The sequence below is a fragment of the Desulfobacterales bacterium genome (genome assembly GCA_034003325.1).
Lineage (GTDB): Bacteria > Desulfobacterota > Desulfobacteria > Desulfobacterales > JAFDDL01 > JAVEYW01.
The window spans coordinates 15,919-36,519 of sequence record JAVEYW010000006.1 but is presented as its reverse complement, the minus strand read 5'-3'; the positions used below and the strand labels follow the sequence as shown (position 1 = coordinate 36,519).

Here is a 20,601-nt window from a genome sequence, read left to right as displayed (position 1 = left end):
AAGTGTATATGCGCTGAAGGCAAAAGATGGCTTTCATGCATCCCAGCCTCCCGGCATCCCAGCATCCGGCTTTGCCGGATTAGAAGGTACTTCGCACTTTAATTGCCCAATAATCCTTTGGGTCGAATAAAAAGAACCAGCAACAGAATCACAAAGGCAACCACATCCTTGTAGGCGCTGCTCCAATAGCCGGCGGAAAGGGATTCTATCAATCCCAGCCCCAGGCCGCCCAGCACGGCGCCGGGAAAAGACCCGAAACCGCCTAAGATGGCGGCGGCAAACCCTTTAAGCCCCAGCAACACCCCCACATCGTAACTCAAGGTCGTAATGGGCGTAACCAACACGCCCGCAAGCCCACCCAGGCCGCCGGCCAGCGCAAAACTGGCTGCCTTGACCCGGCCCACGGGAATTCCCACGACGCAGGCCGCTATCTGGTTGGATGCAACAGCACGCATGGCCAGTCCCAGCCGGGTGCCGCGGAAAAAAAATACCAGAAGTCCGATGGCCAGCGCCGTGGCCGCCAATATCACCACCGCCTGCGGCAGGATGGCTGCGCCCAGGAATCGCAACGGGATATCTTCAAACAACGGGGGAATCGCCATGCGGTTTTTGCCCCAAATCAGCTTCATCACGCCGCGGCATATAATGGAAAGACCGATGGTGAGAAAAATCAATACCAGATGATTTTGTGAGCGCGAAGGGCGAATACCGATGCGTTCCACCCCAATTCCCACCACCGCAACAGCGGCTACGGCGGCCGGCAAGGCAATCAGCAGAGGCAAGCCGCTCCAGAAAAGTCCGGTGAAGAGAAACATTCCCCCCAGAGAGACAAAGTCCACCTGAATGAAATTGACGATGCCGATGGTATTGTGCACCACGCAAAACCCCAGGGCAATCAAGGCATAGATGGCGCCACTGGTGACCCCTCCAAATAGAAACTGCAGCAAATCCTGCAAATCGGCCCCGCTCCTTTTCTTGCAAATTGTCTCTGATATACCACGGACGAATCAGACTATGCCAGGAGCGCTCAGAGGTCAAGTACCGAAGCGCCCCATGGGGTACACCGGCCATGATCATGGTTTCGGCCGCGATAATCACTTGAACCCAAGAGAACAATCATGGTAACCATTCACGAAGGTTGGCTGAACCGGATAAAATCTGACATTGGCAGCGGAAAAAGAGAATGAAGCATTCTGCGAAAAAAGAACTTTTGATGGGCAACGAAGCCATCGCGCTGGGCCTGGTTGAAAACGGGTGCGCCATGGCAACTTCCTATCCCGGCACGCCGGCCTCGGAGATCCTCTCTTCCGTGGTCGGGTATCAACGCCGGCATAAGATAGGCATGCATACCCAGTGGGCCATCAATGAAAAAGTGGCTTTCGAGATCGCCTACGCCGGTAGCATGACCGGACTGCGAACTGCCGTAAGCATGAAACAGGTGGGCCTCAATGTGGCCGCAGATTCATTAATGAGTGCCGCCTACTTGGGCACGGTCGGCGGTTTCGTGGTGATCAGCGCCGATGACCCCGGCCCGCACTCCTCTCAGACCGAACAGGATAGCCGCATGATGGCCATGATGGCCAAAATACCCGTGCTGGACCCCGGTTCTCCGGCCGAGGCCAAAGAGATGGTTTCCTTGGCCTATGCCCTTTCGGAAGCGTTTCGAACCCCGGTCATGCTGCGGCCCACCACCCGGGTTTGCCATTCACGCCAGGATGTGCTGACGGGGAAACTGCTCGTTTCGAATGCGCTGAATAGAAAAGCCGCTTTTAAAAAAGATTCGACCCGTTGGGCGGCAACGCCTAAATTTCGTTATCAGCTTCACCTGGAACTGGAGGAGAAACTATCGCAGATTGCGGCCCATAAAGAGACAGAACCCATTTTTCACAATCCCGGCACCCATTCAAAACAGGCCGTGGTATCCTCCGGAGTGGCTTCCGCCTACACCATCGACATTCTCAAACGCCTGAACCTGTGGGAATCCGTTGCCTTTTTCCAGGTACGCCAACCCTTTCCGCTGCACACCCGGTTTATGAAATCTCTGTTATCTACCTATGATCGGATACTGGTCATCGAAGAAACCACCGGCGTTATTGAAATGCAGTTGGCGGATCGCAACCGTATTCAGGGGAAGCTAAACGGCGCCGTGACCCGCGTGGGGGAGCTGCTTCCGGAAATCATCGAAAAACAGGTAGCAAAATTTGCCGGTGTCACTGCTATAAGCCCCACGCTGACACCGGCACCCGGACGGCCCCCAACCCTGTGCGCGGGATGTCCCCATAGGGCCAGTTTCTTTGCCATTAAAAAGGCCGCGCCCCGGGGCATATACACCAGCGACATCGGTTGCTATACGTTGGGGCTCAATCTTAAGGCGGTGGACACGGTCCTGTGCATGGGAGCCGCCATCAGCCAGGCGGCCGGTTTTTATCATGCCTATCAAAACCAGGAGAAGCGGCCCGATATCATCGCCACCATCGGTGACTCCACCTTTTTTCATGCCGGGGTACCGGCTCTTATCGACGCAGTTAACCAGAACGTCCGTTTTGTGCTGGTCATTCTGGATAACCGCACCACCGCCATGACCGGCAGCCAACCCACACCGGCCACCGGAAAAAGCGCCACCGGGGAAAATCTGGTGCCGGTGGACATGGAAACGCTGGTCAAAGGCTGCGGCATTCGGTCCTGTGAAGTGGGCGAACCCTATGACACCAAAGCGTTTGTCAAATTGCTCAAAAAAGCGGTGGACTTCAGCCGAAAACAGGGGCCGGCCGTTGTGATCGCAAGGCATCCCTGTATTCTCGATGCGGCGCGCACCGGGCACTCCGTTGAGCGGATTGCCGTTGAAATCACCGATGATTGCGACGGCTGCGGGTTTTGCCGTCAGCATTTTGAGTGTCCGGCCCTCATTCATAACGCGCACACCGGCCGGACCTTCATCGATCCGCTGGTGTGTAACGAATGCGGCGTATGCCTGAATGTCTGCCCCAAGGGGGCTATTCAAAAGAAGAAAACGGAACAGGGGTAACCATCACTACCGATGAAAGATAGGGTACCGTATCAGATTGTTATCAGCGGCGTGGGGGGGCAGGGAGTGCTTTTCATTACCCAATTGATGGCCGAAGCGGCTATCCGCAAAGGGTTTCCGGTATTTACCGCTGAAACCCACGGAATGGCCCAACGGGGAGGAACAGTAATCTCGCACCTTAAGGTGGGGCCATTCGCCAGCCCCCTTATCCGGCCCGGAGAAGCGGATGGCCTTATCGCCCTTAAAGCGGAGAGCCTTGATCAGCACAGCGGCTATCTTAAGCCCGGCGCATGGGCTGCGGTCAACAGCAGCGCTTCAACAAAGAAGACTTCCGGTCTATGCGCCCATCATCTGAATGCGGATTTACTGGCTCAAAATATAGACAATCCCCGGGCCATCAATCTGATCATGCTCGGGTTTACCTTATCTCTTTTCTTGAAAGCCGATTTTAACACTGCACCGCTTTATTGCACGATGGACGATATTACCCATGTGCTGACTGACCGTCTCAAAGGCAAGGACATGCTGTTACAAGCTTCTATTGACGCGCTGAAAGCCGGTGCTTCAGCGCACTAATGCCCCCATTCTCTTTTTCTAAGTCCGTTCACGGAAAGCCACCGTGTTTGGAGGATACGATAATGACCAAAGCCACTTACTGGGCAGATGAGTATGTCATCAAACAAAAAACAGGGCCGGCCGCCATCGCCCTGATAAAACCGGGTCAACGGGTCTTTATCGGCTCCACCTGCGGCGAGCCGCAATATCTGGTCAAGTGCCTGGCCGAAAAAGCAAATCATTTCACAGACCTTGAAATTGTCCGGATGATGAGCCAGGAGAGCACCTCGTTGTCCATGATCGCTCATGCCAGCGGAGACCAGGCGTTGAATATTCGCTGCCTATACCTGGGGTCTGCGGCACCGCAATCCTTTGCCGCCAACCGGCGGTTTTTTACCCCCATTAACCTCAGCGCGGTGCCGCGCTTGTTTAAAAGCCGCCGAATGCCCATTCACGTGGCATTGATACAAGTCAGCCCGCCCGACGATTTCGGCTGGATGAGCCTGGGAATATCCGTGGATATCACGCTGGCGGCAGCCCAATCCGCGGACATTGTCATCGCACAGGTCAACTCACTCATGCCACGGATTATTGGTCGAAGCTTTATTCATGTAAACGATGTCAACAGCATTGTGGAATATGACGAACCGTTGCTCACGCCGGCGCCCGCGCCGGATATGGCGACAGCGGAAGCCATCTCCCTTGAAACGGCAAGGCTCATCGAAGACGGCTCGACCCTGCACATCGATCCCGGCGCCGCTCCTCAAAAAACCCTGCTGGGGCTTCGCAACAAAAATGATTTGGGGATTCACACCGAATGCATTACGGACGCCATCATGCGGCTGGTGGCCGAAGGCGTGATCACCAACCGGAAAAAAGGATACAACGAGGGCCGTATCGTCGCCTCCAGCGCCATGGGAAGCCCGGATCTATATGAATTTTTAAACAGCAATCTGTCCATCGATTTTCAGCCCTCCGATTATGTGAACGACCCGGATATCATCGCCCGTCACCACAAGATGGTATCGGTTTGCGTCGCGGAAGCCATTGATTTGACAGGACAAGTTGCGGCCGACGCCTTTCGGCACAATAATTACATCGGCGTGACCGGCATGCTCGACTTTGTGCGCGGCGCGGTCCGCTCCGAGGGCGGTAAATCGATTTTAATTCTCCCCGCCACGGCCAAGCAGGGCAAGGAAAGCCGGATCGTCCCCCAACTTAAGGATTTAGCGGTAGTGGTTCCCAGAGGCGATGTGGACTATGTGGTGAGTGAATTCGGCATGGTGCGGCTGTTTGGAAAAAGCCTTCAAGAGCGCGCCCTGGCGATGATTTCACTGGCGCACCCCGATTTCAGAGACGAGTTGTTTGCAAAAGCCAAAGAAATGGAACTGCTGAGCCCCACCATCAGTCTTTCCGAATCCCTTCAAGGCGTCTATCCGAGTCACTTGGTTGAAGCACTGGAAATCAAGGGCCAACGTGTCAATTTCCGCGCCGCCAAACCCGTGGATGTCAGGCGAATTCAGGAGCATTTCTATGAACTGGACCGAGAGGATGTGGTGTCCCGCTTTTTTCATGAAAGAACCCGTTTTCTCAGAAATGACCTGGAAGGCGTATATCGCATAGATTATGTGAAGGATTTGACCATTGTGGGATTGGTGGGTGAAATCGGGTTTCAACGCGCCGTGGCCGTCGGAACCTATCTGTTTGAGGAATCCAACAACATGGCGGAAATAGCGTTTTCCGTTAGCAAGGACTGGCAAGGGTGTGGTCTGGGGAAAATTCTGATCGCCAAGCTGGCAAAAGCGGCCAGGGAAAACGGCATTGCCGGACTGATAGCGTACACATCCCCCACGAACACCGGCATGCTCCGGTTATTTAACACGCTGCCATATAAAATCCGCAGCACGCATGATGCAAACGTGGTAACGCTGAAATGTCAATTCAATGAACCCATCTGAATATCGGCAATAGACCGTATTCAGCACGGCACGGCGGTGGCACCCTCATTTTCACCGCTGCGCGGCGCCCCATGTTGCGGGGAATGCAGTACAAAATCGTCCTACTTTTTTATTCCAAAAAATCGTGGGGTGTGCTTATAATTCCAAAAATATATTTTTTCGGAATACAGCCGCACTGACATAATCCGGCTGATGCGCCATCAAAGCACAACGGGACCCTTTGAATCGAGGTAAGTTATGGAACATGATATCAAAAAAATACTTTTTGCAACGGATCTGTCAAAAGAGTGCCGGAATTCTTATGGTTATGCGATCAATCTTGCCGTAGCATGCCAAGGGAACATCACGTTGCTTCATATCATTGAAACACCCCCCATCAGCACGGAAATGCAGGTCAAAAACATGCTGGGGGAAGAGCGCTATGAACAGATTCTACGGGAGCATGAAAAAGATACCCGATCAATCCTGATCGGCAAACGCAAAGAAAGCGAAATTATCCATTCCACGCTGTCCGGATATTGGCAGGACTCGATGAGCAGCCGCCCCGGCTGTTTTTTGCGGCCCGATGAAATTATCGTCAAAAAAGGCGACGTGGTAAACGGAATTCTTTCGACCGCACAAGAACTGGAAAGCGATTTGATCATTCTCAGCGCCCATAAAAACAGGCGTTCGGACAAGTCCGTCTCCAAGGTTATCCTGGAAGTATTAAGACTCTCCCCGGTACCGGTTATTATCGTCCCGCCGACGAAGGGGTAACGATGTCCAGCGAGACGACTCGTGACCTGAACTGCGACACCCTCTGTGCGCAAATACGAAAATTAGGCGCCACACTCTGCCAATTCATTCCAAGCGCACGCCTCCTTGTGCCGGAAGAAAAAATAAGGCGATTTTGCACCGAAAATAAATGCGGGTGCTACGGCAACCACCTGATGTGTCCCCCATTCGTCGGGACAATCCCTGAGGCTGCGGAAAAAATAAGCACATTTACCGACGCAATTCTCATTCAATATTCAAAGGGCCTGAATGTCGAAACGGATACCGTCGGACTGAACGCAACAAAGCGAACGCTGCACGACATCATACTAGAAACAGAACGATATCTTCAAAAAGAGATGGGGATTTCCACCCTTATGGGTCTGATCGGTGGCAGCTGTGAACGATGCAATCCCTGCGCGGGCTTTATGGGAAAACCTTGCCCATATCCGTCCCGAGCAAGGACCTCAATGGAAGCATTGGGGATAGACGTGATCGCGTTGCTTGAGCGCCTTGATTTGGACGGAAAATTTCATGCCGACAAGATCACCTGGACCGGCATGATTTTGATAGCCTAATCCGGCAAAGCCGGATGCTGGGATGCTGGGATGCATACAAGCCATCTTTCACCTTCGGCAAATATACACGCAAAAGCGTGCCTGTTTCTGGTAAAGGGCCTAACCCGGCAAGGCCTTAAGCTGGGCGGCTGGACTGCTTGGCAGCCACCGACCTTCTCCAGTGATATACGCTCTTTCGTGCCAAAGGCTACCACCAAAAGTCCGGAAAATGAATTCGCTCACCGCGCCCTTAGGGCCTCGTCCAGCACATTCCGGCTACCCGCATCAAAGCAAAAATCGCTTATTCTCAATGCTCCGCATGGTGATGGGGACAACATCCCATTGGAAATGCTATCAAAAAAACAATTGTGCGTTGATATTCTTCCGCCGCACCGATACCGATTAAAAAAGATATGACAGTTCCGTTTTATCCGCAAACCAGCCATAAGCGGAACTCTATGTTCTGTAACAAACAATATCATTTAATTTAAATGGGTTGACTCTTAAAAAGCCCCCAATATTCCGATTTTCCAAAGACCCAATTCGGCCGGTGAGCACGAAATGGCCCTGATGGGATGTCCCCAGGAATTTCGTTTGGGCTTATCAGCCCCTCAACTATCAATAAACAAACGCATTCATTGGCCTTATGGAGACAGGTTCGATCCAACAAGCCGTTTTATATCATCTTCTTGCGTTAACGCCCTATTGAATAGGCGCTTTCGACCCTCTGACCGGACCGATCAGCATATCGCCCTCGCGCATGCCTCATAAACAGGCAAATGAAGAAACCGGAACCCGGAGTTCGTAAATAAGGGGCTTTTACATTAATTACAATATAATACAATTAGTTGCAAAATTGGCATGTGTCTTGCTTTGCGGGTGAGGTAGAAACCAAAAAAGGCCTTAAAAACCAGGCCGCGACCATAACCGTTACAATTGCTCAGTCAAAGGGAAAAATCATGCAAACGCTCATGCAAATTGAACCCAGCGTGGAAGATCAGTCCGACGAGAAAGTTGAGGAACCTCCGAGTTCAGCGCTCTATTCCGTGCCGGCACCGGCCATTGTATCCATTATCAACCTGGATACAGCCCCCACGGCCAGGGCGCCCCGACAAACCCGTTCAACCGCCAAGACCCGCGATTTCCGAAAACGCTTTTACCCCGACATTTCAGACAAACAATGGAACGATTGGCAATGGCAGATCGGCAACCGGATTAATAAACTGCCGCATCTGGAAACCCTGATCACCTTGTCCGAGGACGAAAGAATCGCATTGTCCCAACCCGAAAACAAGCTGCCGCTGGGGATCACCCCCTATTACGCCAGCTTGATTTCCCGGCAGGATGCGTTGCAACCGCTACGACGGACCGTGATTCCGACGACCGGCGAGTTTTTGCGAATGCCTTGCGAGGCCGATGATCCGCTTCACGAAGAAGCTCAGAGCCCGGTTCCGGGACTGGTGCACCGGTATCCGGACCGCGCCCTGCTGCTCGTGCTCGACTTTTGCTCCACCTATTGCCGGTACTGCACCCGCAGCCGGGTCGTGGGCAAACGAAGCATTTTCCCGAGCAAAAAGCGCCTGGAGCGCGCCATCGACTATATTGCCGCCACCCCGGCCATTCACGATGTTATTTTGTCGGGCGGAGACCCGCTGACCCTGAATGACGACCGGCTCGACTGGCTGCTGACCCGGTTGCGGCGCATTCCGCACCTGGACATCATTCGCATCGGGACCAAGGTGCCGGCGGTGCTGCCCCAGCGGATTACGCCCAAACTGACACGCATGCTCAAAAAACATCATCCCCTCTGGATGAGCCTTCATTTCACGCATCCGGACGAGGGCACGCCCGAAACATACCGGGCCTGCGGCATGCTGGCGGATGCCGGTATTCCCTTAGGCTCGCAGACCGTGCTTTTAAAAGGCATCAATGATCAGGTTGACACCATGCGGGAGCTGGTCTACCATCTGCTGAAAATGCGGGTTCGGCCTTATTACCTGTACCAGTGCGATCCCATCACCGGGTCGGGCCATTTCCGCACCCCCATTCAAAAGGGACTCGATATCATTCGAGGCTTAAGAGGCTTTATCAGCGGATACGCCGTGCCCACCTATGTGGTGGATGCACCGGGGGGCGGCGGGAAGATTCCGTTATTGCCCGAATACCGGGTCGGCCGGGCTGAGGGGAATCTGCTGCTGAGCAATTATGAAAACCGGGTGTTTCGATACCCCGACACCGCAACTGAAGACGGATTGGGAGAACACGTTCATTGATCATCGGATTAACGTATGACCTTCGTTCCGAATACCTCGCCATGGGCTATAGCGAAGACGAAACGGCCGAGTTCGACCGGGACGATACCATCACGGCCCTCGAAGACACGCTTCGTTCCCTGGGTCATCGAACCGATCGAATCGGAACCGGCCGCAAGCTCACCGAACGGCTCGCGGCCGGCGACCGATGGGATATGGTGTTTAACATTGCCGAAGGGCTTTCCGGCAGCGGCCGGGAAGCCCAGGTGCCCGCCATTTTGGATCTTTATGGAATCCCCTATACCTTCTCCGATCCGCTGGTCATGAGCCTTACCTTACATAAGGGCATGACCAAACGAATTCTGCGGGATAACGGTATCCCCACATCGGATTTTGTGGTGGTGGAATACGCCGCGGATGATATTCACATTCCCTTTTCACCGCCCTATTTTATCAAGCCCGTCGCCGAGGGAACCGGCAAAGGCGTTAGCCCCGCTTCCATTATCCGGCAAGCAGAACGGGTAAAGCCGGCGTGCGCCCAAATGATAGATGTCTTCCGCCAGCCCGTGCTGCTTGAGCCGTATCTGCCGGGGCGGGAATTCACGGTGGGCATCATCGGCACCGGAAAAGACGCCGTAACGCTCGGCACCATGGAAGTGCTCCTCGGTGAAAAAGCGGAGGCCGGCGTTTACTCTTATGTCAATAAGGAGCAAAGCGAGGAACGGGTCACCTATCGACTGGTTCCTGCCGATGCGGATATCACCGTCAAGACGGCCGAAGAAGTCTCCCTTGAAGCTTGGCGCGCCCTGGGATGTCGGGACGGCGGTCGCATCGATCTTCGGTGCGATGAAAAGGGGAACCCCCTTTTCATGGAAGTAAACCCCCTGGCCGGACTGCATCCCGAGCACTCGGATCTGCCCATCCTTTGCGGTCTGATCGGAATTTCCTATCGAACCCTGATCGAGCGAATTCTATCTTCGGCCATGAGCCGCATTCCGGCGAGCAAAATGAGATAATCATCATGCGCGTAACCATCCTTCACAACGCGATTCTTGATGAAAGCGCACCGGATGAGAAAGACGTGCTGGCCCAGGTTGCGGCCATCAGCGACGCGTTAGAGCACCTGGGCCACGATGCGGTGGTGCTTCCCTGTGATCTTAATTTGTCCGCACTCAAGCAGCGGCTTTCCCACGCAGCGCCGAACATGGTCTTTAACCTGGTAGAATCCCTTGGGCAAAGCGGTGCGCTGATTCACCTGGTGCCCTTTTTCCTGGCAGCGAACCATTTCCCCTTCACCGGCGCTCAAGCCGACGCCATGATGCTTTCTTCAAACAAAATCATGGCGAAAACCGTTATGCGCGCCAGCGGGTTGCCGACCCCGGACTGGCTCGGCCCCTATCCGGCAACGGAAAGTCCCATTCAAAAACCCGGCATAGCGCAAGAAATTGAGGCCAAGACCTGGATCATCAAATCCGTCTGGGAGCACGCCTCCATCGGTCTGGATGAAGACGGACTTCTAAGCGGAGTTTCAGCCGATGCGGTGGTGGCTGAAATGGCCACCCGGGCAACGGATCTTGGCGGCGCGTGCTTTGCCGAAACCTTTATCGAGGGACGCGAGTTCAACCTCTCGGTGCTGGACGGACCGGATGGACCGGTGGTGCTACCGCCCGCGGAAATTCAATTTATGGGGTACGGGCCGGAGAAACCCCGCATCGTCGGGTATCGGGCCAAATGGGATTCAACTGCTTATGAATACTCGCACACGCCTCGGCGCTTCACCTTTGCGCCCGAGGACCGGCCGCTTCTAAAAACGCTGGCAGAAAAGGCCTTGTCCGCCTGGCACTGCTTCGGGTTGAAAGGATATGCCCGGGTGGACTTTCGTGTCGATTCAAACCGTGCGCCATGGATTCTTGAAGTCAACGCCAACCCGTGCCTTTCGCCGGACGCCGGCTTTGCCGCGGCCCTGGCGCAGGCGGGAATTCCGTTTTGGGCGGCCGTCGAACGCATCCTCATGGTTGCGGATCGAGAAAATGGGGGTCCCAAATGATCCGCATACGACGCATTTATGATGATGTCCTTCCCGGCAATGTGGATACGCTTCGCCAGGTAAAGGACATTCTTCGGTTCAGGTTCAGCTCAGTGCCAGAGGAAGAAATTGAAAGCATCGGCGAAAAACTGCGCAATCCCTTTAAGCAGCGCTTTCGAAGCGTTCTGTTCGTCGCCGAAAATCTTCGAAACCGGGTGTTGGGATTTGCGCTTGTCCTCTATGAGCCGGACATCGGGTTTTGCTATCTCGACTGGATCGCCACCGCGGACATTCGCAGCGGCGTCGGGGGCGCCCTGTATGAGCGCGTCCGGCAGGAAGCCGATGCACTGGGAACAGCCGGGCTTTTTTTCGAATGCCTGCCCGACGAAGCAAGCCTTTGCCCGGATACGGCCCTATTGAAAGAGAACCAAAAGCGTCTTCGCTTCTACGAACAATACGGCGCCCGCCCCATCATCCACACCGGCTATGAAAGCCCGGTGAAGCCGGAAGATGTCTGTATGCCGCATTTGGTTTATGACGGCTTAAGCAAGCAGCGCGAGCTCAAACCCGGCTTTATGAAAAAAGTGGTTCAAGCGATTTTGGAACGAAAATACGCAGAATACTGCCCGCCGGAATATGTCAAAAAAGTTGTGGATTCCATAAAGGACAACCCGGTTCGGTTGCGACCCTTTCAATATGTAAAGCCCGAAGCGGTCCGTTCGAAAGTCGAGGGACGCTCGTTGGAACGCATGGCCATCGTCGTCACCACACACCACACCATTCACCACATTCATGAGCGGGGATATGTTGAAGCCCCGGTTCGGGTCGAAAGCATTATGGCCGAACTGGATAAAAGCGGTCTTTTTGACACGATCAAACCGCGAAGCTTTCCGGACAAGCACATTTCAGCGGTTCACGACAATGGGTTCATAACCTATTTGCGCCGAACCTGCCTGGAGGTGCCCGATGGCAAATCCCTTTATCCGTATGTGTTTCCCATTCGGAATCAGACCCGGCCGCCCAAGGATCGCTCTGTGCTGGCCGGCTATTATTGTATCGACACCTTTACCCCCTTAAACCGAAACGCGTATAAAGCGGCACGCCACGGAGTGGATTGTGCGCTCACGGCGGCAAAGGAAATTTTAGACGGTCGACGCATTGCCTATGCCCTGGTCCGCCCACCCGGTCACCACGCCGAACGCAAAACCTTTGGCGGGTTCTGCTATTTCAACAATGTCGCTATTGCGGCCCAGTTTCTCAGGGCCTATGGCCGGGTCGCCATTCTGGATATCGATTACCACCACGGAAACGGCCAAGAGAATATTTTCTACGAGCGATCCGATGTCTTTACGGTATCCATTCACGGTCATCCGAAGTTCGCATATCCCTATTTTTCCGGATTTGAAGATGACATCGGTGCGGCGGACGGTGAAGGCTTCAACCTGAACCTGCCGCTACCTGAATCGGTCACCGGCGAAAAATACCACAAAGCCCTCGCCTTGGCCTTGGAACGAATAAAAGACTTCCGTCCCACCTTTCTCGTCGTGGCGTTGGGACTCGATCCGGCCAAGGGTGATCCCACCGGCACCTGGTCGCTCACGGGAAAAGACTTCGAGATCAACGGGAAAATGATCGGCGCGGCCGGTCTTCCCACGCTCGTTGTTCAGGAAGGCGGTTATCGGACCCGCACCCTGGGCACCAACGCCTTGCGGTTCTTTACCGGAATTTCGGCGGCCGGCGTTCAACACAGCATGAAAAAAGACGTGCATTTTCCTTATCTCAACAACGTAACCTATAGAACCAATCTCCTTCCCAGAGACAAAGAGCGCATCGGGCGCTTGGTGGAAATCACCGGATTTTTCAATGATGCGGAAATCGGTGTGGCCATGGAACTGGTGCAGACCTATCTGGACACGGGTGAAGCCAGCGGATACAGATTCATTTTGGCCGAGCAGTACAGCCGCTTGGTCGGCTATGCCTGTTACGGCCCGATCGCGTGCACGGCTTCCGCCTACGACCTCTATTGGATTGCGGTGCATCCGGATTTCCAGAGCCGGGGCCTGGGAAGCAAATTATTGGCTGAGAGCGAAAAAATGACCCGGGAGGCCGGCGGAACCCGCATGTATGTGGAAACATCTCAGCGCGTTCAGTACGCCAGCACCCGTGCCTTTTACGAGCAGCACGGCTACCGGGTGGCCTCGGTAATGGAAGACTTTTACGCGCCGGGTGATGGAAAGTCCACCTACTGCAAGGTGCTATAGGGAAAAGGGTGCGGGGTTGGTCCATTTTGTCGATATCACAGTAGCTCCAAAGTTTATTTACGATAAGGCTTATCTTTCTCGCCGAATTCTTGAAAAACACCCCCATGTTGGTGAGCACTATCGCATTATCAAGCGCTCGGTCGATGCACGCCGGAACCCCCCCCATTTCGTCCTTCGAATCGAGATCAACCCAAAAAGACAAAACGCCGCTGATAAACCGATGTTCCGGTTTGAACCCGTGGCGCCAACGCCCCGCGTTATCATTGTGGGCGCCGGTCCGGCAGGTTATTTTGCGGCTTTGGCGCTGATTGAAAACGGGATCAAGCCGATTGTCCTGGAGCAAGGGGAGAATGTTCGCGCACGGCGCAAACGCATCGCCGGAATTTTACGGGACGGAACCATTGACCCCAACTCCAATTACTGCTTCGGCGAAGGGGGCGCGGGTACTTTTTCAGACGGCAAGCTCTACACCCGTGCCACCAAACGAGGCGATGCGGGAAAGATTCTGCAACTGCTCGTTTACCATGGCGCATCCGAGGATATTCTAATAGACGCCCATCCCCATATCGGTTCCAATAAATTGCCCGCCGTGGTTCAACGGATTCGCGAAACCATCACAACCTGCGGCGGGGAAGTTCATTTTAACGCCAGGGTCACGGACTTTATATTGAATGAAGGCGCCGTCACCGGCGTTCGCCTGTCGGACGGCAATCAGGTAACGGCGGATGCCGTCATACTGGCCGCCGGCCATTCGGCTCGCGACCTCTATCAGTGGTTTCATGACAGGGGCTTTCTCATCGAGGCAAAACCCCTGGCAATCGGCGTGCGAGTGGAGCATCCCCAGGCCTTGATTGATGCCGCGCAATACCATCACCACCCGCGGCATTCAAACCTTCCGGCGGCCACCTACCGGCTGGCCTGCCAATACGAGGATAGAGGCATCTATTCCTTTTGCATGTGCCCGGGCGGATATATCGTACCCACGGCAACGGGCCCCTGTGAGCTGGCTGTCAACGGCATGAGTTTTTCCGGGCGAAAGGGACCCTTTGCCAATGCCGGAATGGTCGTGGAAGTTCTCCCCGAAGACATTCAAGCTGATCACGCCAAGGGGCCTTTAAGCGTTTTGGCGTTTCAGCGGGCGCTTGAGGCCAAGGCGTTCCGAATGGGCGGCGGCAACGGGCAACGTGCACCAGCCCAACGAATGACGGATTTTATCAAAAGTAAACTTTCCGACAGGTTACCAACATCATCGTATCTGCCGGGGATAGCCTCAGCACCACTCCATGAACTGCTGCCGCCCTTTGTCACCCGCCGTCTGGCGGCTGCCTTTGACATTTTTAATCGAAAACTGAAAGGGTTTCTGACTGAAGAGGCCCTGCTGATCGCGGTGGAGTCCCGAACCAGTTCACCCGTGCGTATTCCGCGAAACGCCGGAAACCTTATGCATTCCCAATTATTTCGCCTTTTCCCCTGCGGTGAGGGGGCCGGTTATGCCGGAGGCATCGTTTCATCGGCCATGGATGGGCAGCGTGTTGCAAAACAAGTTGCTGATTTCATAAATAATATAAATTAATCCGGGGAAGACCGATAGCGCCCTTCACCCAAACGTGAACTTAAGGCGCGGCGTTTATCACCGACCCCTACTTTATGACACGGTTCTTTTCCCACTATTTTTTGTTGATTTATCACTAAATCCACCTTATTTACCAACGACCGTTTACTTTTTAAAACCACACTTTTCAGGGGGGACCATCTCATGACAAAAGCAGAACTGCTTGAACAAATGGCAATTGACGCCGGTATTTCAAAAGCTGCAGCAACCGCCGCGTTGAACTCCTTTCTCGACGGCATCAAAATGGCGCTCAAGAAAAAAGACGGCAAAGTAACGCTGACAGGCTTCGGCACGTTCGCAACCAGCCACCGCAAAGCGCGCCAAGGGCGAAACCCCCAGACCGGGGCAACCATCAAAATCAAGGCGGCTAATGTTGTAAAGTTCAAACCCGGCAAAAAGCTGAAGGAAGCGGTCTAAAGAAGCCATTTCAAGCCATCGGATTGAATGCCGAGACGAAATGCATTGGGGCGGTTTTTCATGTGGTGAGAATATACCGCCCTTTTTTATTTTTATACGGATCAAAAAGCATCACCGCTGATGCCCATAACGCTCCCAACTAACCTTCTCGTGAGGAAGGCCGGATTTTGAATGGGGCGTTTTTTTCTCTGCGGAATAGCCGATAGCGATGATCGCCTCCACGGCCATTCCTTCGGGCAGTCCCAGCACTCCGGACACATAATCGCCTGCGCTTTGGTGCGCATCGTGCATCCGCTCCCGCAATTGAATCCAGCAACTGCCAAGCGCGAGGTCCGTTGCCGCCAGGTGCAGATAAATAGCAGCAATGGATGCATCCTCCACCCACACATCCGATTTGGCTGGATCCGCGCAAACGACGATCGCCAACGGTGCGCCGGACAGAAAAGAAGCGCCATGCGGCTTGGCCTTGGACAAGGCCGAAATCATATCCGGGTCGGTAACCACGACAAAGGACCAGGGATTCAAGTCTCTTGAGGACGGAGCACGCAGCACGGTTTCCACCAGAGAATCAATTTTCTCCGGCTCGACCGGCCGGTCCTGAAACTTTCGAATACTTCTTCGCGATCTGATCAAGTCGATAAACATAAGCGTTCCTTTCTTCCTCGACGCATTTAATATCCTCGCATGATCGCCTTAATAAAGCATTCCATTCACACAATTGTCAAGGTTGCGCCGCCTGAAACACGCGCCAATCGAGCCCAGCGCGACATTGATCGGGAAACAGCCGCAAAAAAAGCGCTCATGCCACACGCAAAAAGGCAGTGTCTCGATAGAGGCGCTGCCTTTTGCTGCAGTTGAAATAAACTTTCTATATTGATCAGGGTCAACGTATTGCGAAGATTACCCCTGAACATCGATTCCCAGATCACATCCGAGATTTTCGTCTGGGTTTGCACACTCAAAATTCTCATGTCGGGTGTCCACATGCCCTTTATCGCTTTCATAAAAATAATCTTCAATTCTCATATCGGCCATAATGTCACCTCCGTCTTACTGCGTCGGTTCTTTTTTATTCTATGAAAAAACCGCTAACTATTGGAATGTTCTGGAATATCAACCTGCCAAGCCCCATTACAGCATCATCCAAGATTTCCCATCTCATGTGCCCCATTGACAAGCATCCGCATTCATACCGGTTTTCCAAAAAAGAGACCGGTTATCAGTATGAGGGGATTATTCATGACCGCCCGCGATCCACCGGCAGTGACGTGGATGTCTGTTTCAGCGGCCACATTTCCGTAACCCGCATGGAAATATAACCAAGGGATGACCCGCTCACACAGTCCCCTATTCAGGCGGTTCGGATATATAAACGACGGATACGTGTTCGTGAAGCTGCGTTGAAGCGTCCCCATCTTCCCTTATTTTTTCCCGTCCAAATATTCCAGAAGCCGGGTCATGGCGGTAAGCTCATCGAGTTGCGCCAACGCACGCCGGATTTCGATTGCCTGGTGAAGCTCGTCTTTCGTCATCACCAGATCTTCCTTGCGGGTGCCGGATTGATTGATGTTGACCGCTGGATACACCCTTTGCTCGGCACAAGCCCGACTCAATACCAGGTCCATGTTGCCAGTGCCCTTGAACTCCTGAAAGATGATATCATCCATGCGGCTGCCGGTGTCCACCAGAATCGTAGCGATAGTGGTCAATGATCCGCCGTCCTCGACCTTTCGCGCCGCGCCGAATATTTTTCTCGGCACCTCCAGCGCGTTGGCACCCAGCCCGCCGGTCATGGTCCGGCCGAAACTATCGGTTTCCGCGTTAAAAGCACGCGACATTCGGGTCAAAGAATCGATAAAAACCACCGCATCCCGGCCCACTTCGGCGCAACGAATAGCCGTATGCATAGCCAGCCTCGTCATACGCATATGCTGGTAAATTTTCTGATCCGCGGAAGAGTACAGCACATGGGCGCTTTTAAGCCCCCTTTTAAAATCCGTCACTTCTTCGGGACGCTCATCCACCAGCAGCACGAAAACCGTCACTTCGGGGTGGTTGGTCACAATGGCGTTGGCCATATGACGCATAATGGTTGTCTTACCGGTTTTGGGCGGAGAGACAATCAGCCCCCGCTGCCCCTTTCCGATCGGCACGATCATGTCCAGCACTTTGCCCATCAAGTCATTCGAGCCCTGGGTCATAATCAATCTCTCCGTCGGACTGATGCTGGTCCGATTCCAGAGTTGCTCGATTTTCAAACTGTCTTCAAATGCAACGCCGTTGATCGTTTCTATTCGATTGAGTTTTAGACTGCCGCTCTTAGATGCGCCGGGAACCGCGGTCCCCACGATGAAGCTTCCCTCACGCAGTCGATGCGCCTCAATGAAGTGCGCCGGGATAAAAACGTCTGCCGGCCCCGGCTCGAAATTTTTGTCGATATCACGCAAAAATCCAAACCCCCTGTCCAATATTTCCAAATGTCCTTTTACAGTTTCCAATCAATTGCTCCTTAGCTGAAAAATCTGGCACTGCCGTGTAAGTGAAGGCACACAGCCGACACCGTGTGTTGCCCCGCGTTCGGTCATACCCATTGCGGAATGTTGGTTAAGCACAAGGATCGCCGGGTCCGGCAGCGGATCTATGGATTCCGGATTCGGATAGCATTTTTGTCCAAGTATCTTATCGTATTTCGGATTGACCGGAAGGACCTCACCTTTGAACCCACAGGTGAGTAAATTATATACGGGGCACTCCTATAAAAAAGCTGCTCCTCATAAAACCCAAGCCTCTGAAATCGCCCTCATCGTATATACTTTCCCGGATAATTACAAGCCACTTCGTTACTGTCTATTTGATCGGGACCGTCTATTCCATATCGAATAACCAGAAGAAAACCGGTGGGTGATTGGCAGTCACCGGCTTAATGGGTGCTTTGCGGTATGTCGGCAAGTTGTGTTTGGCGTAACATTTACAGCTTTATTTTACATACATCCTATTATAGAAATAAGCATCAATGACAATTTCAAATCGTCTCATTTTAGCCAAGAGTTGATGCGGCCCCGAGAGGAAAGGACTTGAATGACTTTTTTGAAAACGACAAGGCGCTGGGGACTTACACTGGTAGCAGCAATAGGCGCGGCTTTGTTGCTCGCACCTTGGCAGAAGGGTAACGCACAGGCCCAGGAAGAAACCGGCAAGGCTGGGGCGCATGAGGCGCTTTCCGAACAGGCTTTCGAAGACTGGCTGGAGGTGCTACGCAACGAGGCGCGCGAGAAAGGTATCTCCGAGGCGACATTGGACGCGGCGCTGCGCCATATCGCGCCGGTGATGCGCGTGCTCGAACTCGACCGTCGCCAACCGGAGTTCACTCAGACCTTCTGGACATACCTTCGCCGAAGCGTCAACGACGAGCGAATAAACCGCGGTCGGGCACTGCTGAAAACGCATCGCGACCTGCTGGATAAAATTCATTCCGAATACGGCGTGCCACCACGCTATCTCATCGCATTCTGGGGGCTGGAGACAAACTTTGGCAACAATCTTGGCGGGTTCCGTGTAATCGATACACTGGCAACGCTTGCCTTCGACCAGCGACGCGCTTATTTCTTCCGAACGGAGCTTCTGTCCGCACTGCAAATTATCGAGGCGGGCCACATCTCGCCGAATGCGATGACAGGCTCCTGGGCTGGTGCAATGGGGCACTTTCAGTTCATGCCCTCAACTTTCGTCGGACATGCCGTGGATTATACCGGCAACGGCCGCAAGGATATCTGGGGCAGCCTGCCGGACGCCTTCTCTTCGGCGGCCAACTACCTCGCCAACATGGGCTGGCGGCCGGGTGAAACCTGGGGTCGCGAGGTGCGCCTTCCGAAGGACTTCGACCTGATGCTTGCCACGTTGAATATAAAAAAGCCGCCGGCCGAGTGGTCATCGCTTGGGGTACGGCAAACCGACGGCACGGCCTTGCAGGAGACGAATATGGAAGGCGCCATCGTGCTGCCGCAGGGCCATAACGGCCCGGCATTCCTGGTTTACGACAATTTCCGGGTCATCATGCGCTGGAACCGTTCCATCAACTACGCCATCTCCGTCGGTCATCTGGCAGACCGAATTATCGGGTTTCCACAGCTCGCGACCGGCCGGGATGCAGAGCATAAACCGCTCTCACGCACCGAGGCAGAGGAAATACAGCAGCTTCTCAACCGCCTCGGTTTCGATGCCGGATTGGAGGACGGCCTGCTGGGTCCGCGCACACGCGCCGCGATCCGCGAATTCCAGAAGAAGCTTTCACTGCCGCCGGACGGCTATCCCGCGCCCGGCTTGCTGCAACGCCTGCGGGCGCTCGCAGCAGCACTATCGCAAGACAATTCGATTGCCAACAATAATCTGCCGGTATAATTTCAAGAATCTCCGGAGGAAATCGTTCATGGAAGGTGACTGTTAAATACCTTACTCCTTTCGACGAAGGATGGGTAAAAACAAGGAACCTTTCGAAATGGAAGGGACATTTGTCCAACCGTATTTCAAATTAACATCATTCGATAGGTATTACAGGAGAGAGAATTTTGCTAAAAGCCGGAAATCTTAAAAAAGGACATATCATCAACATTGACGAGCAGCCCTATCAGGTCAAACAAATCGATATTCACACCCCTACGGCAAGGGGGGGCAACACCTTGTGCAAGGTACGGTTCGCGTCGCTGATCACCGGCCAGAAACTAGACCAAACCTTCAAGAGTGGCGATTCGCTAGAAGAGATGACGGTGGACAGGCGGAAGGTAAGTTATCTCTACCGTGATCAGAATATGCATACGTTCATGGATAGCGAGAATTATGAACAATACACCCTGTCGGCGGATAACCTCGAAGGGCAGCGTCAGTGGCTGGTGGAGGGGTTGGAAGGGATTACGGTGCTGCTGCGCGAAGGCCACCCCCTGTGTATTGAACTGCCTCAAGCCATCGACCTTGAAATTGTGAACACGGCGCCGACCATCAAAGGCGCCTCCGCCACGAACCGCAATAAACCTGCGGAACTTTCCAATGGGGTTACCGTGCTGGTGCCCGATTATATGGCAGTCGGCGAGGTGATTCGGGTGAACACGGAAACAGGCCAGTTCATGTCTCGGGCCAAAAGCTGAAAAATAAATTTAAAGAGCTCCAAATGATAACATGACATGCGATTGCC

General features: G+C 53.7%; 18 protein-coding genes. 14 read left to right on the top strand and 4 right to left on the bottom strand.

Going from position 1 to position 20,601, the window contains the following annotated elements; translation table 11 throughout:
• Positions 1-98: 98 nt before the first annotated feature.
• Positions 99-956: a branched-chain amino acid ABC transporter permease gene (locus RBT11_07805; GenBank protein MDX9786664.1), complete on the bottom strand. Its 858-nt coding sequence runs from the start codon at positions 954-956 to the stop codon at positions 99-101.
• A 227-nt stretch (positions 957-1,183) separates the two neighbouring features.
• Between RBT11_07805 and RBT11_07800 the strand changes: the two genes are divergently transcribed.
• From RBT11_07800 to RBT11_07750, 11 genes are all read left to right on the top strand, one after another.
• Positions 1,184-3,025 (top strand): thiamine pyrophosphate-dependent enzyme, encoded by a 1,842-nt coding sequence (locus RBT11_07800; protein ID MDX9786663.1) that lies wholly within the window; start codon positions 1,184-1,186, stop codon positions 3,023-3,025.
• Between the two features lie 12 nt (positions 3,026-3,037).
• Positions 3,038-3,601: a 2-oxoacid:acceptor oxidoreductase family protein gene (locus RBT11_07795; GenBank protein MDX9786662.1), complete on the top strand. Its 564-nt coding sequence runs from the start codon at positions 3,038-3,040 to the stop codon at positions 3,599-3,601.
• A gap of 62 nt (positions 3,602-3,663) precedes the next feature.
• Complete coding sequence (locus RBT11_07790; protein ID MDX9786661.1) at positions 3,664-5,538, top strand: GNAT family N-acetyltransferase; 1,875 nt, start codon at positions 3,664-3,666, stop codon at positions 5,536-5,538.
• A 237-nt stretch (positions 5,539-5,775) separates the two neighbouring features.
• Positions 5,776-6,294, top strand: a complete 519-nt coding sequence (locus RBT11_07785; GenBank protein ID MDX9786660.1) for a universal stress protein — start codon at positions 5,776-5,778, stop codon at positions 6,292-6,294.
• Between the two features lie 2 nt (positions 6,295-6,296).
• Positions 6,297-6,869: a DUF2284 domain-containing protein gene (locus RBT11_07780; GenBank protein MDX9786659.1), complete on the top strand. Its 573-nt coding sequence runs from the start codon at positions 6,297-6,299 to the stop codon at positions 6,867-6,869.
• Between the two features lie 938 nt (positions 6,870-7,807).
• Complete coding sequence (locus tag RBT11_07775; GenBank protein ID MDX9786658.1) at positions 7,808-9,121, top strand: KamA family radical SAM protein; 1,314 nt, start codon at positions 7,808-7,810, stop codon at positions 9,119-9,121.
• Entirely contained in the window at positions 9,118-10,116 is a 999-nt protein-coding gene (locus tag RBT11_07770) for a D-alanine--D-alanine ligase (protein MDX9786657.1), read from the top strand. The genes RBT11_07775 and RBT11_07770 overlap by 4 nt, the downstream gene beginning before the upstream one ends.
• 5 nt (positions 10,117-10,121) lie before the next feature.
• Positions 10,122-11,147, top strand: coding sequence for a D-alanine--D-alanine ligase (locus tag RBT11_07765; GenBank protein MDX9786656.1), 1,026 nt, complete (start codon positions 10,122-10,124; stop codon positions 11,145-11,147).
• Positions 11,144-13,387, top strand: coding sequence for a GNAT family N-acetyltransferase (locus tag RBT11_07760; protein MDX9786655.1), 2,244 nt, complete (start codon positions 11,144-11,146; stop codon positions 13,385-13,387). Before RBT11_07765 ends, RBT11_07760 begins: the two co-directional genes overlap by 4 nt.
• 16 nt (positions 13,388-13,403) lie before the next feature.
• Positions 13,404-14,960 (top strand): FAD-binding protein, encoded by a 1,557-nt coding sequence (locus RBT11_07755; protein MDX9786654.1) that lies wholly within the window; start codon positions 13,404-13,406, stop codon positions 14,958-14,960.
• 183 nt (positions 14,961-15,143) lie between these two features.
• Positions 15,144-15,416, top strand: coding sequence for an HU family DNA-binding protein (locus tag RBT11_07750; GenBank protein MDX9786653.1), 273 nt, complete (start codon positions 15,144-15,146; stop codon positions 15,414-15,416).
• Positions 15,417-15,527: 111 nt separating this feature from the next.
• Here the strand turns inward: RBT11_07750 and RBT11_07745 are convergent, their stop codons facing one another.
• Positions 15,528-16,061: a nitroreductase family protein gene (locus RBT11_07745; GenBank protein MDX9786652.1), complete on the bottom strand. Its 534-nt coding sequence runs from the start codon at positions 16,059-16,061 to the stop codon at positions 15,528-15,530.
• A 255-nt stretch (positions 16,062-16,316) separates the two neighbouring features.
• A complete protein-coding gene (locus RBT11_07740; GenBank protein ID MDX9786651.1) occupies positions 16,317-16,451 on the bottom strand; it encodes a hypothetical protein in 135 nt (44 codons plus the stop codon).
• A 41-nt stretch (positions 16,452-16,492) separates the two neighbouring features.
• Here RBT11_07740 and RBT11_07735 point away from each other — a divergent pair, with 41 nt between their 5' ends.
• Complete coding sequence (locus RBT11_07735) at positions 16,493-16,735, top strand: hypothetical protein (GenBank protein ID MDX9786650.1); 243 nt, start codon at positions 16,493-16,495, stop codon at positions 16,733-16,735.
• 102 nt (positions 16,736-16,837) lie between these two features.
• Here the strand turns inward: RBT11_07735 and rho are convergent, their stop codons facing one another.
• The gene (gene rho / locus RBT11_07730) at positions 16,838-17,914 is read right to left on the bottom strand and encodes a transcription termination factor Rho (protein ID MDX9786649.1); all 1,077 of its coding nucleotides are present in this window, start codon (positions 17,912-17,914) and stop codon (positions 16,838-16,840) included.
• 580 nt (positions 17,915-18,494) lie between these two features.
• Here rho and RBT11_07725 point away from each other — a divergent pair.
• Both RBT11_07725 and yeiP read left to right on the top strand, forming a co-directional pair.
• Entirely contained in the window at positions 18,495-19,814 is a 1,320-nt protein-coding gene (locus tag RBT11_07725) for a lytic murein transglycosylase (protein ID MDX9786648.1), read from the top strand.
• A gap of 167 nt (positions 19,815-19,981) precedes the next feature.
• Positions 19,982-20,554 (top strand): elongation factor P-like protein YeiP, encoded by a 573-nt coding sequence (gene yeiP / locus RBT11_07720; protein MDX9786647.1) that lies wholly within the window; start codon positions 19,982-19,984, stop codon positions 20,552-20,554.
• Positions 20,555-20,601: the final 47 nt, after the last annotated feature.